This is a genomic window from Lysinibacillus sp. JNUCC 51 (assembly GCF_015999525.1).
Taxonomy (GTDB): Bacteria; Bacillota; Bacilli; order Bacillales_A; family Planococcaceae; genus Lysinibacillus; species Lysinibacillus xylanilyticus.
On sequence record NZ_CP065545.1, the window covers coordinates 2179179 to 2193589 of the forward strand.

Annotated in this window: 6 protein-coding genes, 17 tRNA genes and 3 rRNA genes; all 26 read right to left on the reverse strand. The window is 43.4% G+C overall.

The window, feature by feature from the left end; all coding sequences use genetic code 11:
- Positions 1-62: 62 nt before the first annotated feature.
- The gene (locus JNUCC51_RS10445) at positions 63-1109 is read right to left on the reverse strand and encodes a nitric oxide synthase oxygenase (protein WP_337991934.1); all 1047 of its coding nucleotides are present in this window, start codon (positions 1107-1109) and stop codon (positions 63-65) included.
- 515 nt (positions 1110-1624) lie between these two features.
- Positions 1625-1696, reverse strand: a tRNA-Glu gene (locus JNUCC51_RS10450).
- A gap of 1 nt (position 1697) precedes the next feature.
- Positions 1698-1774: transfer RNA gene (locus tag JNUCC51_RS10455), tRNA-Asn, on the reverse strand.
- Between the two features lie 4 nt (positions 1775-1778).
- Positions 1779-1855: transfer RNA gene (locus JNUCC51_RS10460), tRNA-Ile, on the reverse strand.
- Between the two features lie 9 nt (positions 1856-1864).
- Positions 1865-1938: transfer RNA gene (locus tag JNUCC51_RS10465), tRNA-Gly, on the reverse strand.
- Between the two features lie 3 nt (positions 1939-1941).
- Positions 1942-2017: transfer RNA gene (locus JNUCC51_RS10470), tRNA-Phe, on the reverse strand.
- 6 nt (positions 2018-2023) lie between these two features.
- A tRNA-Ser gene (locus JNUCC51_RS10475) sits at positions 2024-2116 on the reverse strand.
- 14 nt (positions 2117-2130) lie between these two features.
- A tRNA-Ala gene (locus tag JNUCC51_RS10480) sits at positions 2131-2206 on the reverse strand.
- A gap of 15 nt (positions 2207-2221) precedes the next feature.
- A tRNA-Pro gene (locus JNUCC51_RS10485) sits at positions 2222-2298 on the reverse strand.
- 16 nt (positions 2299-2314) lie between these two features.
- A tRNA-Arg gene (locus tag JNUCC51_RS10490) sits at positions 2315-2391 on the reverse strand.
- A gap of 15 nt (positions 2392-2406) precedes the next feature.
- A tRNA-Lys gene (locus tag JNUCC51_RS10495) sits at positions 2407-2479 on the reverse strand.
- Between the two features lie 15 nt (positions 2480-2494).
- Positions 2495-2569, reverse strand: a tRNA-Gln gene (locus JNUCC51_RS10500).
- Positions 2570-2578: 9 nt separating this feature from the next.
- Positions 2579-2654: transfer RNA gene (locus tag JNUCC51_RS10505), tRNA-His, on the reverse strand.
- A 47-nt stretch (positions 2655-2701) separates the two neighbouring features.
- Positions 2702-2775 (reverse strand) — tRNA-Trp (locus JNUCC51_RS10510).
- A gap of 4 nt (positions 2776-2779) precedes the next feature.
- A tRNA-Tyr gene (locus JNUCC51_RS10515) sits at positions 2780-2863 on the reverse strand.
- Positions 2864-2869: 6 nt separating this feature from the next.
- A tRNA-Thr gene (locus JNUCC51_RS10520) sits at positions 2870-2945 on the reverse strand.
- Between the two features lie 9 nt (positions 2946-2954).
- A tRNA-Asp gene (locus JNUCC51_RS10525) sits at positions 2955-3030 on the reverse strand.
- A gap of 4 nt (positions 3031-3034) precedes the next feature.
- A tRNA-Val gene (locus JNUCC51_RS10530) sits at positions 3035-3110 on the reverse strand.
- 10 nt (positions 3111-3120) lie between these two features.
- Positions 3121-3236: ribosomal RNA gene (gene rrf, locus JNUCC51_RS10535) — 5S ribosomal RNA — on the reverse strand.
- A 186-nt stretch (positions 3237-3422) separates the two neighbouring features.
- Positions 3423-6350, reverse strand: a 23S ribosomal RNA gene (locus tag JNUCC51_RS10540).
- Positions 6351-6531: 181 nt separating this feature from the next.
- Positions 6532-8084 (reverse strand): 16S ribosomal RNA (locus JNUCC51_RS10545).
- The 16S, 23S and 5S rRNA genes sit together here with 17 tRNA genes alongside, the layout of an rRNA operon.
- A 490-nt stretch (positions 8085-8574) precedes the next feature.
- Positions 8575-10452, reverse strand: coding sequence for an SLC13 family permease (locus tag JNUCC51_RS10550; protein ID WP_337991935.1), 1878 nt, complete (start codon positions 10450-10452; stop codon positions 8575-8577).
- Positions 10453-10652: 200 nt separating this feature from the next.
- A complete protein-coding gene (nadD, locus tag JNUCC51_RS10555) occupies positions 10653-11267 on the reverse strand; it encodes a nicotinate-nucleotide adenylyltransferase (protein WP_049663536.1) in 615 nt (204 codons plus the stop codon).
- Positions 11268-11294: 27 nt separating this feature from the next.
- Entirely contained in the window at positions 11295-12764 is a 1470-nt protein-coding gene (locus JNUCC51_RS10560) for a nicotinate phosphoribosyltransferase (protein WP_337991936.1), read from the reverse strand.
- 15 nt (positions 12765-12779) lie between these two features.
- Positions 12780-13331, reverse strand: coding sequence for a cysteine hydrolase family protein (locus tag JNUCC51_RS10565; protein ID WP_337991937.1), 552 nt, complete (start codon positions 13329-13331; stop codon positions 12780-12782).
- Positions 13332-13420: 89 nt separating this feature from the next.
- A complete protein-coding gene (locus JNUCC51_RS10570; protein WP_337991938.1) occupies positions 13421-14221 on the reverse strand; it encodes an NUDIX domain-containing protein in 801 nt (266 codons plus the stop codon).
- Positions 14222-14411: the final 190 nt, after the last annotated feature.

The following is a 14411-nucleotide window of genomic DNA, read 5'->3' on the forward strand; positions in this document are numbered from 1 at the left end:
TAGCGACAGGTACAGATGTTTGAACACCCGCTGAAAGAAGTTAAAGTGGGCTGCCTTTTTCTCTAATAAGGTGGTTTCTGATAAAAATAATTCGGTGTATTGTAAATATTAACATAGGGCTTATGGAAAATATGAGTCGTAGCTGGTGAAAGAGGTGGAATCAACCACGTCCAATTGCCTGTAACCTTACGATCCGCCGCTGCTTCAGTTTCCTCAAACAATTTAAATTGCTGTGCAGCTGTATGATGATCTACAATGCTCACACCGTCTTCTTTAAAAGAATGTAGTACGGCAATATTCAGCTCGACTAATGCACGATCACGCCATAAAGAAGCCTGTTTAGTTGTATCGAGATTGAAAATTTCTGCTATAGCGGGCAGCATATTATAACGTTCATGATCTGCTAAATTACGTGCCCCGATTTCTGTACCCATATACCAACCATTGAATGGGGCAGCCTCAAAATCAATACCTGCCATTTGGAAACGCATACTCGATATAATCGGCACTGCATACCATTTTAATCCTAGCTTCTCTACTTGAGATGATTCTGGATGACGAATCGGTACCTGTAGTACATACTCGTCAGGAATCCTAAACAATTGCGGCTCCCTTCCGTCCATTTGTACAACAAGTGGAAGGACATCAAATGCCGTTCCCTCTCCTTGCCAACCAAGTGACTCACATAATTTTGTAAACTCAACAGAATGCAAATCACCAATGATTCCAGATTCAGTTTCATAGCCAGCATAACGGATTAGCTGATGATTCCATATACGAACACGCCCTGGTGCAAAAACCGTTATTGTTGGACGAATTTTTCCACCATTTGTTGCATACTTAATATGTTCAAGCAAAGCTTTGAAGATACCCTCTTCATTGGAAATATCGCGGGCATCTACAACATGCAGTGATTGCCAAAACAATCGACCAATACACTTATTACTATTACGCCAGGCCACTCGTGCACCAAAGATTAATTCTTCCGTTGTCGGTATATATTCGCCTGCAGTTTTAATTTGCTGTGACTTATTTTCTAGCCATGTTTTCGACTCATTTTGTTCTACTTGATAAAGTTCTAAAAAACGCTGTACTTCCTGTAAATTCATATCGAATTCCTCCATCTACCCTCATATTAGAGGAATGGAACTATAATCACCACGAAAAAATCTGCCAGAAAACATACATATTTTATATATGAAATACTTTGTTCAATATTTCATACCACCTCTTCATTTTATGAATTATGCCTCGGTATAATTGCCGCTGTCGTGCAAATAAACAATGCGTCAGGATTCGTCTTTATGCTTAAGCCTTCACTAAAATTATTTATTAAAAGGGTTCCCATCTTGAGTAGACATTATAAAAATCAGGAGAAATTACAGAGGAAAATTTTTTAAGTAGAGATATGCTATTATAACGTTTATTATAACGTTTTATTATGCCGAAGTAGGTAATACACGAGACGCATTAGGCCCCATTTTGCACTCCCTTTGCAGTATTTAGGAGTAGAAGTTATTATTTGTGCTTTAGAAATAAAATTTCCTTAACGCATGATGAACTTTGTTTGTCAGTATAGTTCGCATAAAAAAAAGCATGTCGCACTAATGTGCAACATGCTTGATGACCCGTACGGGATTCGAACCCGTGTTACCGCCGTGAAAGGGCGGTGTCTTAACCACTTGACCAACGGGCCGTGGCTCCGAAGGCAGGACTCGAACCTGCGACAACCTGATTAACAGTCAGGTGCTACTACCAACTGAGCTACTTCGGAATAATGGTGGGCCTAAATGGACTCGAACCATCGACCTCACGCTTATCAGGCGTGCGCTCTAACCAGCTGAGCTATAGGCCCATTATTTTTTGGAGCGGGTGATGAGAATCGAACTCACGACATCAGCTTGGAAGGCTGAGGTTTTACCATTAAACTACACCCGCAGATGGTGGGTCAGGACGGAATCGAACCGCCGACACTTAGAGCTTCAATCTAATGCTCTACCAACTGAGCTACTGACCCGGAAAATGGAGGAGGTAGAGGGATTCGAACCCCCGCGCGGTGTTACCCGCCTGTCGGTTTTCAAGACCGATCCCTTCAGCCAGACTTGGGTATACCTCCGGAAATTATATAAATGGTGGAGCCTAGCGGGATCGAACCGCTGACCTCCTGCGTGCAAGGCAGGCGCTCTCCCAGCTGAGCTAAGGCCCCAATAATTAAGAAAGATGGTCGGAATGACAGGATTCGAACCTACGACCCCTTGGTCCCAAACCAAGTGCTCTACCAAGCTGAGCTACATTCCGATATTATAGGCTTTTTTGGCGCGCCCGACAGGAGTCGAACCCATAACCTTCTGATCCGTAGTCAGACGCTCTATCCAATTGAGCTACGGGCGCATTTATAAAAACTGATGAGCCATGAAGGACTCGAACCTTCGACCCTCTGATTAAAAGTCAGATGCTCTACCAACTGAGCTAATGGCTCAAACTAAGAAATGAATGGCTGGGGTACTAGGATTCGAACCTAGGCATGACGGAATCAAAATCCGTTGCCTTACCGCTTGGCTATACCCCAATAATTAAATGGGGCGACTGATGGGAATCGAACCCACGAATGCCGGAACCACAATCCGGTGCGTTAACCACTTCGCCACAATCGCCACTATATGTAATCATAGCAGTGTTTGATAACGAGTACCTCGAAACCTGGCAGGGGCAGTAGGAATCGAACCCACACCAAAGGTTTTGGAGACCTCTATTCTACCGTTGAACTATGCCCCTAAAATGGTGGAGGGGGACGGATTCGAACCGCCGAACCCTAAGGAGCGGATTTACAGTCCGCCGCGTTTAGCCTCTTCGCTACCCCTCCAAGGGATGGTGCCGGCGATAGGAGTCGAACCCACGACCTACTGATTACAAGTCAGTTGCTCTACCAACTGAGCTACACCGGCAAAAAAAAATGGCGGTCCCGACCGGGATCGAACCGGCGATCTCCTGCGTGACAGGCAGGCATGTTAACCGCTACACCACGGGACCATTATGGTGGAGGATGACGGGCTCGAACCGCCGACCCCCTGCTTGTAAGGCAGGTGCTCTCCCAGCTGAGCTAATCCTCCTGGGTATAATGCCTAGCGACGTCCTACTCTCACAGGGGGAAGCCCCCAACTACCATCGGCGCTAAAGAGCTTAACTTCCGTGTTCGGTATGGGAACGGGTGTGACCTCTTTGCCATCATCACTAGACTATTGTCGGCTTCCAATATACATCGTATTTCTTCGTCAGCTTCTGTCGTTCAGTCAGTCACGTACTTAAGTACGCTCCTTCCTTCTCTCCATCGCTTCCTCGAACTACTCGTATCTTGAAACCCTTGGTTGAAAGAATTATTCTTTCAAAACTGGATAAACGGTGCATTGATTGTTTCAAACATTTTGGTTAAGTCCTCGATCGATTAGTATTCGTCAGCTCCATGTGTCACCACACTTCCACCTCGAACCTATCTACCTCATCGTCTTTGAGGGATCTTACTTACTTGCGTAATGGGAAATCTCATCTTGAGGGGGGCTTCATGCTTAGATGCTTTCAGCACTTATCCCGTCCACACATAGCTACCCAGCGATGCCTTTGGCAAGACAACTGGTACACCAGCGGTGTGTCCATCCCGGTCCTCTCGTACTAAGGACAGCTCCTCTCAAATTTCCTACGCCCACGACGGATAGGGACCGAACTGTCTCACGACGTTCTGAACCCAGCTCGCGTACCGCTTTAATGGGCGAACAGCCCAACCCTTGGGACCGACTACAGCCCCAGGATGCGATGAGCCGACATCGAGGTGCCAAACCTCCCCGTCGATGTGGACTCTTGGGGGAGATAAGCCTGTTATCCCCGGGGTAGCTTTTATCCGTTGAGCGATGGCCCTTCCATGCGGAACCACCGGATCACTAAGCCCGTCTTTCGACCCTGCTCGACTTGTAGGTCTCGCAGTCAAGCTCCCTTGTGCCTTTACACTCTACGAATGATTTCCAACCATTCTGAGGGAACCTTTGGGCGCCTCCGTTACCTTTTAGGAGGCGACCGCCCCAGTCAAACTGTCCGCCTGACACTGTCTCCTGCCCCGCTAAGGGGCATGGGTTAGAATTTCAATACAACCAGGGTAGTATCCCACCGACGCCTCCTTCGAAGCTGGCGCTCCGAGATCTCTGGCTCCTACCTATCCTGTACAAGTTGTACCAAAATTCAATATCAGGCTACAGTAAAGCTCCACGGGGTCTTTCCGTCCTGTCGCGGGTAACCTGCATCTTCACAGGTACTATAATTTCACCGAGTCTCTCGTTGAGACAGTGCCCAGATCGTTACGCCTTTCGTGCGGGTCGGAACTTACCCGACAAGGAATTTCGCTACCTTAGGACCGTTATAGTTACGGCCGCCGTTTACTGGGGCTTCAATTCGCAGCTTCGCTTGCGCTAACCACTCCTCTTAACCTTCCAGCACCGGGCAGGCGTCAGCCCCTATACGTCACCTTACGGTTTTGCAGAGACCTGTGTTTTTGCTAAACAGTCGCCTGGGCCTATTCACTGCGGCTCTCATGCGCTTGCACGCTCAAGAGCACCCCTTCTCCCGAAGTTACGGGGTCATTTTGCCGAGTTCCTTAACGAGAGTTCTCTCGCACACCTTAGGATTCTCTCCTCGACTACCTGTGTCGGTTTGCGGTACGGGCACCTCTCACCTCGATAGAGGCTTTTCTTGGCAGTGTGAAATCAGGAACTTCGTCCATACGGACTCGCCATCACAGCTCAACGTTACAGTGTGCGGATTTGCCTACACACACGCCTTACTGCTTGGACGCGCATATCCAACAGCGCGCTTACCCTATCCTACTGCGTCCCCCCATTTCTCAAACGGTGAGGAGGTGGTACAGGAATATCAACCTGTTGTCCATCGCCTACGCCTATCGGCCTCGGCTTAGGTCCCGACTAACCCTGAGCGGACGAGCCTTCCTCAGGAAACCTTAGTCATACGGTGGACGGGATTCTCACCCGTCTTTCGCTACTCATACCGGCATTCTCACTTCTAAGCGCTCCACCAGTCCTTCCGATCTGACTTCAACGCACTTAGAACGCTCTCCTACCACTGACATCGTAGATGTCAATCCACAGCTTCGGTGAATCGTTTAGCCCCGATACATTTTCGGCGCAGCGTCACTCGACCAGTGAGCTATTACGCACTCTTTAAATGATGGCTGCTTCTAAGCCAACATCCTGGTTGTCTGTGCAACGCCACATCCTTTTCCACTTAACGATTACTTTGGGACCTTAGCTGGTGGTCTGGGCTGTTTCCCTTTTGACTACGGATCTTATCACTCGCAGTCTGACTCCCGTGTATAAATATCTGGCATTCGGAGTTTGTCTGAATTCGGTAAACCGGGATGGCCCCCTAGTCCAAACAGTGCTCTACCTCCAGTATTCTCATCACGAGGCTAGCCCTAAAGCTATTTCGGAGAGAACCAGCTATCTCCAAGTTCGATTGGAATTTCTCCGCTACCCACACCTCATCCCCGCACTTTTCAACGTGCGTGGGTTCGGGCCTCCAGTAAGTGTTACCTCACCTTCACCCTGGACATGGGTAGATCACCTGGTTTCGGGTCTACGACCACGTACTATTTCGCCCTATTCAGACTCGCTTTCGCTGCGGCTCCGCCTTCTAAAGCTTAACCTCGCACGTAATCGTAACTCGCCGGTTCATTCTACAAAAGGCACGCTATCACCCATTAACGGGCTCTAACTACTTGTAGGCACACGGTTTCAGGATCTCTTTCACTCCCCTCCCGGGGTGCTTTTCACCTTTCCCTCACGGTACTGGTTCACTATCGGTCACTAGGTAGTATTTAGCCTTGGGAGATGGTCCTCCCGGATTCCGACGGAATTTCACGTGTTCCGCCGTACTCAGGATCCACTCAGGAGAGAACGAACTTTCGACTACAGGGCTTTTACCTGCTCTGGCGGACCTTTCCAAGTCGCTTCATCTAACTCGCTCTTTTGTAACTCCGTATAGAGTGTCCTACAACCCCAAGAGGCAAGCCTCTTGGTTTGGGCTCTTCCCGTTTCGCTCGCCGCTACTCAGGGAATCGATTTTTCTTTCTCTTCCTCCAGGTACTTAGATGTTTCAGTTCCCTGGGTCTGCCTTCAAGACGCTATGTATTCACGTCAAGATACTACGCGATTAAACGTAGTGGGTTCCCCCATTCGGAAATCTCCGGATCAAAGCTCACTTACAGCTCCCCGAAGCATATCGGTGTTAGTGCCGTCCTTCATCGGCTCCTAGTGCCAAGGCATTCGCCGTGCGCCCTTAATAACTTAACCAAGTTATTAAGCCTATAAAAAAACTTAAAAAATAAATGTGTTTGTTACAATTTCAATGTCGTTTTATCCAGTTTTCAAAGAACACGTTTTGAAGTATTTCATTCGTAAGAATGAACCTTCAAAACTGAACGCAAAACGTAATCTTACAAACCCTAGGTTTGTATTCCGAAAATATCCTTAGAAAGGAGGTGATCCAGCCGCACCTTCCGATACGGCTACCTTGTTACGACTTCACCCCAATCATCTATCCCACCTTCGGCGGCTGGCTCCAAAAGGTTACCCCACCGACTTCGGGTGTTACAAACTCTCGTGGTGTGACGGGCGGTGTGTACAAGGCCCGGGAACGTATTCACCGCGGCATGCTGATCCGCGATTACTAGCGATTCCGGCTTCATGTAGGCGAGTTGCAGCCTACAATCCGAACTGAGAACGACTTTATCGGATTAGCTCCCTCTCGCGAGTTGGCAACCGTTTGTATCGTCCATTGTAGCACGTGTGTAGCCCAGGTCATAAGGGGCATGATGATTTGACGTCATCCCCACCTTCCTCCGGTTTGTCACCGGCAGTCACCTTAGAGTGCCCAACTAAATGATGGCAACTAAGATCAAGGGTTGCGCTCGTTGCGGGACTTAACCCAACATCTCACGACACGAGCTGACGACAACCATGCACCACCTGTCACCGTTGTCCCCGAAGGGAAAACCATATCTCTACAGTGGTCAACGGGATGTCAAGACCTGGTAAGGTTCTTCGCGTTGCTTCGAATTAAACCACATGCTCCACCGCTTGTGCGGGCCCCCGTCAATTCCTTTGAGTTTCAGTCTTGCGACCGTACTCCCCAGGCGGAGTGCTTAATGCGTTAGCTGCAGCACTAAGGGGCGGAAACCCCCTAACACTTAGCACTCATCGTTTACGGCGTGGACTACCAGGGTATCTAATCCTGTTTGCTCCCCACGCTTTCGCGCCTCAGCGTCAGTTACAGACCAGAAAGTCGCCTTCGCCACTGGTGTTCCTCCAAATCTCTACGCATTTCACCGCTACACTTGGAATTCCACTTTCCTCTTCTGCACTCAAGTCCCCCAGTTTCCAATGACCCTCCACGGTTGAGCCGTGGGCTTTCACATCAGACTTAAAGGACCGCCTGCGCGCGCTTTACGCCCAATAATTCCGGACAACGCTTGCCACCTACGTATTACCGCGGCTGCTGGCACGTAGTTAGCCGTGGCTTTCTAATAAGGTACCGTCAAGGTACAGCCAGTTACTACTGTACTTGTTCTTCCCTTACAACAGAGTTTTACGATCCGAAAACCTTCTTCACTCACGCGGCGTTGCTCCATCAGGCTTTCGCCCATTGTGGAAGATTCCCTACTGCTGCCTCCCGTAGGAGTCTGGGCCGTGTCTCAGTCCCAGTGTGGCCGATCACCCTCTCAGGTCGGCTACGCATCGTCGCCTTGGTGAGCCGTTACCTCACCAACTAGCTAATGCGCCGCGGGCCCATCTTATAGCGACAGCGAGATGCCGTCTTTCAGTATTTCACCATGAAGTAAAATAGATTATTCGGTATTAGCCCCGGTTTCCCGGAGTTATCCCAAACTATAAGGTAGGTTGCCCACGTGTTACTCACCCGTCCGCCGCTAACGTCAAAGGAGCAAGCTCCTTCTCTGTTCGCTCGACTTGCATGTATTAGGCACGCCGCCAGCGTTCGTCCTGAGCCAGGATCAAACTCTCCATAAAAAGAAATTTGATTAGCTCAAATTGTTTTGCTGGCATCATGTTTGATGTCCAAAATTTTGTTTCGTTCACTAACTCAAGGTTAGCTACTAAAAACTTTATTGATTACGTTTTGCTTGTTCAGTTTTCAAGGTTCATTTCGTTACCGTTTTTTTCAACCGCAACTCTTATATAATATCATGTCGCGAACTCTATGTCAACAATTAATTTTATTTAATTTAATTGTTTTTCAGTAGATGTCTTAGCGACTTGTATAATAATACACGCTTAATCTAATACGGTCAACACTTTTTCTAAAAAAAATTGATAGTTTTTCATTTTTCCGAGAAACTTCCTATTATAATGATCACGAAAAAAATTTAATATTAGACTCACAATCTGAAGTTAATTTAATATTTTATTATTATTTAAAATATAATTTTATCATAATCTCTATTAAAAAATTAATTATTTTTCAACTAAAAATAAAAAACTCGGTTATTATACCGAGTTTTTAAAACGGGAAGAAAAATGGAATTGCTAGCATCATGACAATAAACATAATAATCTGTAATGGTATTCCAATCTTCACAAAATCCATAAATTTATAACCGCCAGCCGTCATTACAAGCGCATTTGTCGGGGAAGCAATTGGTGTAACAAACGCCATACTCGCTGCTACAGCAACAGCAATCATAAATGTCGTTGGACTTGCTTCCATTGCAATCGCTGCATTCATAGCAATTGGTGCAAACAAGACAGCAGTCGCCGTATTACTAATAAATTGTCCAAAAATAACTGTTAAAATATATACACCAATTAGTACTCCATACGGTCCGTAATCTCCAAGTGCGTTAATAATACCATCGGATAGAATAACCATACCACCTGTTTTCTCCAATGCAGTCGCCATCGGGAGCATCGCAGCTACAAGCACAATACTTTCAAAGTTCATATTGCCGTATGCATCCTCCATATTACGTAAACAGCCTGTTAATATCATTAATACAGCACCAATCATAACGGAAATAACAGCAGGGAAAATTTCAAATGCCATTAAGACAATCATTAAAAGCATAATGACACCGGCAATACCAGCTTTCCCCGTTGCTGCCGCGACACTCGCATGCTCTTTCGGCTGACCGACAACAACGACATCCTGCGTTTCCCTTGCAAGTAATAGAATTTCATCCCATGATCCTTGCACTAAAATGGCATCTCCAAATTTCAATTTATGCTTCACCATGTCTTGAAGTTTATAGCCGCCTCTACGATTAATGCCGATTATATTAAGATTATATTTTTCTCGGAAGCCCAGGGAGCTAACAGTCTCGTTAATAAAGCTCGAATTTGGCGTTAATAATACTTCAGCAATACCAAGATGTTTCGATACCAATTCATCAGCTTCTCCTTCGACTAGTTCCTGCATCTCTAGACTATAATCCGCAGCAAAGCGACGAATATTTTCTTCCTCACCTTGGACATACAATTCATCTTTGGCATGTATCACGCTTGTCGGACCTGCCATCTCCTGATATGTCATCGGTAAAAAATTAATGCCTTCTTGAGATCGGCGGTGAATTTTCATCATACAAAGCATATATTTGGCCGGAAGCTTTAATTCTGCTAATGTTGCATCAATCATCGGGGAACCTTCAGGCACAAACACTTTAAACAAACGATTGTTTAAATCATATTGCTTAATAATCTTCTTTGGTGATAGTTTATAGTCAGCTTTCGTTTGTGTGCGATTTTTTTTATTTGGTAAAAGAATATTGCGCACGAGTACTAAATAGATAATACCGACAATCATTCCTACAATACCGATGGGAGTCACTTCGAAAAACCCTAGTTTATTATAGCCACGATCTACTAATAACTGACTGACAATTAAATTTGTTGGTGAAGCAATTAATGTCATAAGCCCCGAAAGACTCGCAACATAAGAAAGTGGTAGCAAGAATTTCGAAGGGCTTTCCTTCATACTAATGGCAATACTAACAACGATCGGCATCATTAAAGCTACAGTACCTGTATTACTCATAAAGGCACCTACCGTCCCTACAATAATGAGCAGTAACACAAATAATTTCAGCTCACTATCACCAGACCATTTCAACAATAATCGTCCTGCCATCCCTGCAAGTCCAGTACGTAAAATTCCTGCGCCCACAACAAACAACCCTGCAATCATTAAAACTACAGAGTTCGAAAAGCCAGCAAGCGCCTCTGTCGGCGTTAAAATATCTGTAATGACGAAGGCAAGAAGCGACACAATCGCAACGAGATCTGCCCGTACTTTATTTGTCACAAATGCAAAAATTGTCGCTCCTAGAATAAGAAATGTTAATGTAAGCTGCACTTCTAAGAATTCCTTTCTAACATTAATCATTGTGCTAGATACGCAAAACCTTTTGTAATTGCAGCACCTTGCACTTTCGCTATATCACTTTGTTTTATTATATCTTACCCAAAACGATATATGAGAGAGTTCACCATCTTTTCAAAATAAAAGATTCATTGCTTTTGCCTACAATCTGAGATGTGCGGTATTAAACTGCATTCTACTATCATGTATCGGCCTTACCCAGATTATTTTTGATAAAGATTATGCTCTTTAATATAGTCATAACAAGCGGAAGGCAATAGATATTTTGGTTCACCGCCCATTGCGAATTCTTCTCGAATATAGGTAGAGCTAATTTCCATCGCCAAGCCTTTGTCAATCAAATGAAATCTTCCATCATCATGATTCCTCAAAATTGGAGAACGACTAATTGTTGATAACATATCAATTCCATGCCTTGCCATTACAATAAATTTGTTCTCATCTACTAACGCTTCTCCGTTTTTCCATAATCCTGCGCCAATATCAACCAATAAATCGGCTCCCATAATAAAATGAATATCATCATTCGGGTTTTGTTCTCTAAAATATTTCATCGTATCATATGTGTAAATGTTCCAGCCTTCTTGCTCCATTTCATATGAATTTGCAATAAAACGCTCATCCTTAGCAATAGCCAGCTGTAACATATTCCATCGATGCGTATTTTCAGTTTTTATCTCCTTGTCCTTTCGTTTATTTGAACAAGGTAAAAAAATTACTTTATCTAATTTGCAACGATGTGCGACTGTGCTCGCGGTCCAAAGATGAACATTTGTGATTGGATCAAAGGATGATCCGTAAATCCCTATTTTCGCCATCATCTATCCCTCCATTTCCATCCCCTATTAATTTCCCCCACTCATCATCTTCCCGACTTTTTCTTTAATTTCTTTAATTTTTGTCATTTTGTTATCCCAGCACGCTTGACTTAAATCGACCGGATACTCTTCTGGATTCATTGTTCGTTTGTACTCACTCCATAGTAGATGTAAATTCTCCTCTACATATACTTGAATTTCTTGAAGTGTGGGTTCTTTGTACAGAATAGATCCATTTACCACAATGTCTTGATGTAATTCTTTCGCTGTAAAATCCGTCACAAATTTACTGATATAAGTATGAACAGGGTGAAACATTTTCAAGCGTTTTTCCTCTTGCGGGTTTTCGTAGTCCAATGCAATATAATCTCCTTCAGCATGACCATTGGCTGTATTAATAATTCGATAAATACGTTTGCGGCCTGGAGTCGTTACTTTTTCTGGATTTCCGGAAATTTTGATGGTATCGACCATTTCCCCGTTTTCATCCTCAATAGATACTAATTTGTATACGCCACCAAGAGCTGCTTGATCGTACCCTGTAATGAGCTTAGTTCCGATTCCCCATGTATCAATTTTAGCCCCTTGAGACTTCAAATTAATAATCGTGTATTCGTCCAAATCATTAGATGCTATAACTTTTGCTTCAGTGAAGCCAGCTTCATCTAGCATTTCCCTTGCTTTTTTTGACAGATAAGCCAAGTCTCCACTGTCCAGCCGGATTCCTACAAAATTGATTTTATCTCCAAACTCCTTTGCGGCCCGAATTGCGTTAGGGACACCCGAACGTAACGTATCATACGTATCTACTAAGAAAACGCAATCTCTATGCGTATTTGCATATTTTGTAAACGCAGTGTATTCATCACGATATGCCTGTATCATGGCATGTGCATGAGTACCTGAGACAGGAATACCAAATAATTTTCCAGCTCTGACATTGCTAGTTGCAGAAAATCCACCAATATAAGCTGCACGAGTTCCCCAAATCGCTGCATCAAATTCATGCGCTCGACGAGTACCGAATTCCATCGCGACATCCTTTCCAATTACTTGTTTAATGCGCGAAGCCTTCGTTGCAATAAGGGTTTGGTAATTAACGATGTTCAATAAAGGTGTCTCCATTAACTGAGCTTCTGCCAATGGGGCTTCAATTCGTAAAATAGGTTCATTTGCAAATACTAATTCACCTTCCCTCATTGCAGAAATAGTACCTGTAAATTTTAGATTTTGAAGGTATTTAAGGAATTCCTCTGGGTATTTTCCTTCCTCGCGTAAATATTGAATATCACTATTTGAAAAACCAAAGTTTTTGATAAACTCCATTATCTTTTTTAAGCCTGCAAATATCGCATAGCCATTCCCGAACGGAAGTTGTCGAAAGTATAGTTCAAAAACCGCTGTTCGATTTTGTGTACCATCATTCCAGTACGTTTCCACCATATTTATTTGGTATAAATCCGTGTGCAACATGAAGCTATCGTCCGCATATTTCATACCCTGTTCCTCCGTTTATATAATAGTAGCTCCGAGAGAATGCTCGAAATGTCTTAACGCCCACTCATGGCCCGCTTGATTAAAAGATGCTACTGCATTTTTATGAATAACAATGTTAAACCCTTTATTATAGGCATCTACCGCTGTATGAAGAACGCAAATATCCGTACATACACCGATTAAATGCAGTTCAGTAATGCCTCTTTCGTGCAATTTAATCTCTAAATCTGTACCTGCAAAAGCAGAATATCTGGTTTTATCCAAATAGTAGACATGATCCAACTCTTTATTTCCTTCATATAGTTCTTTTAAAGAGCCATATAGTTCTCTCCCCCTCGTACCTCGAACATTGTGAGGAGGGAAAAGCTTTGTTTCTGGGTGATAGCTATCTTCTTTTTCATGAACATCAATAGCGAAAACTACAAAATCGCCGTTTGACATAAATTCCTTTGTTAATTGTGTATTTACCCCTTCCAATAGTTGCCCTAGTTTTCCGCAAGTTAAGGCTCCATCTTGAGCTACAAAATCCACTGTATAATCAATATTAATCAATGCACGCCTTGACATATTTCTATCACTCCAATTTTTATTTAATTAGTAATCAACAAATTACAAATTAGTATATTGAAAATTAATTAGGAAAGACTGATGCTTTCCTAATTATAAATTGACTCTACGATTTCGAAGTCATTAAAAGAATATAATTGCGATGGTCTAAATGAATTTCTTTTCGTTTTCTTCGGTTTCCCATCTCCATCTAAAACTTTTTCAATAAAAGGCAGCTTAGGCGCTTTTGTAAAGAACACCGAATCGTTTAAAATACGCGGATCATCTCCCACTGTCAATAAAACTCTCTGTAGTTCAGATAACGTAAATTCTACCGGTAAAAAATTTTTAGCAACTGTTGTTTGTATCATATCTTTCTTAATAAATTCTAAAGCGTCCGAAATAATTTTCCGATGATCAAAGGCTAAATCGAGTTTGAACACTTCATTTATATCGAAAAGCTCTACTTCTACCGCATCGTCATTGGCTTGACGTTGGTCAATGTATACTTCCGGAACAATTGCATAAAAGGCATTTGAAATCATCCAACCTCGAGGATCTCGATCTATATCATCATAGACACCAAAGTGCTTAATGTGTAGACTATCTACATTCGTTTCCTCCTTCAATTCTCTTTTAGCAGCCATATAGGCGGTTTCCTTTTTTGTCGCATCTACAAATCCACCTGGAAGCGCCCATTTTCCACCTTCGATATTTGGGTTTCCTTCATGATCTTTTTCGGCCCGTTTAATCAACATGATTTTAAGCGTCATCATCGGAGGTGCTTTTTCCTCTACTTTTTCGGAGGTTATTGTAAAAATTGCGATATCTGATGTATATCCATCAGGTATTTTATATTTAGAAGAATCATAATTCGCAAGAACTTCTTCTTGTGAACGATATTTTGTCATTTTAAGATAACTCCTTTGATTCAATGTTTTGTAGAGGTAGTAATTTGTAAATCAACAATTACTATTTAATAACATAATAACTTTTCCAGTTAACAATTTCAACTCTTTTTATAAAAAAGAATAAGAAGTACAGCTTTCCATAAAAAAGGCATAAATAAAGCATCTCTGCCTTATTTATGCCTTTCGTATT

Coding starts and splice junctions, on each gene's coding strand:
- JNUCC51_RS10565 (WP_337991937.1), bottom strand. CDS start 13,331: ATGTCAAGGCGTGCATTGATTAATATTGATTATACAGTGGATTTTGTA.
- JNUCC51_RS10570 (WP_337991938.1), bottom strand. CDS start 14,221: ATGACAAAATATCGTTCACAAGAAGAAGTTCTTGCGAATTATGATTCT.
- JNUCC51_RS10445 (WP_337991934.1), bottom strand. CDS start 1,109: ATGAATTTACAGGAAGTACAGCGTTTTTTAGAACTTTATCAAGTAGAA.
- JNUCC51_RS10560 (WP_337991936.1), bottom strand. CDS start 12,764: ATGAAATATGCGGACGATAGCTTCATGTTGCACACGGATTTATACCAA.
- JNUCC51_RS10550 (WP_337991935.1), bottom strand. CDS start 10,452: ATGATTAATGTTAGAAAGGAATTCTTAGAAGTGCAGCTTACATTAACA.
- nadD (WP_049663536.1), bottom strand. CDS start 11,267: ATGGCGAAAATAGGGATTTACGGATCATCCTTTGATCCAATCACAAAT.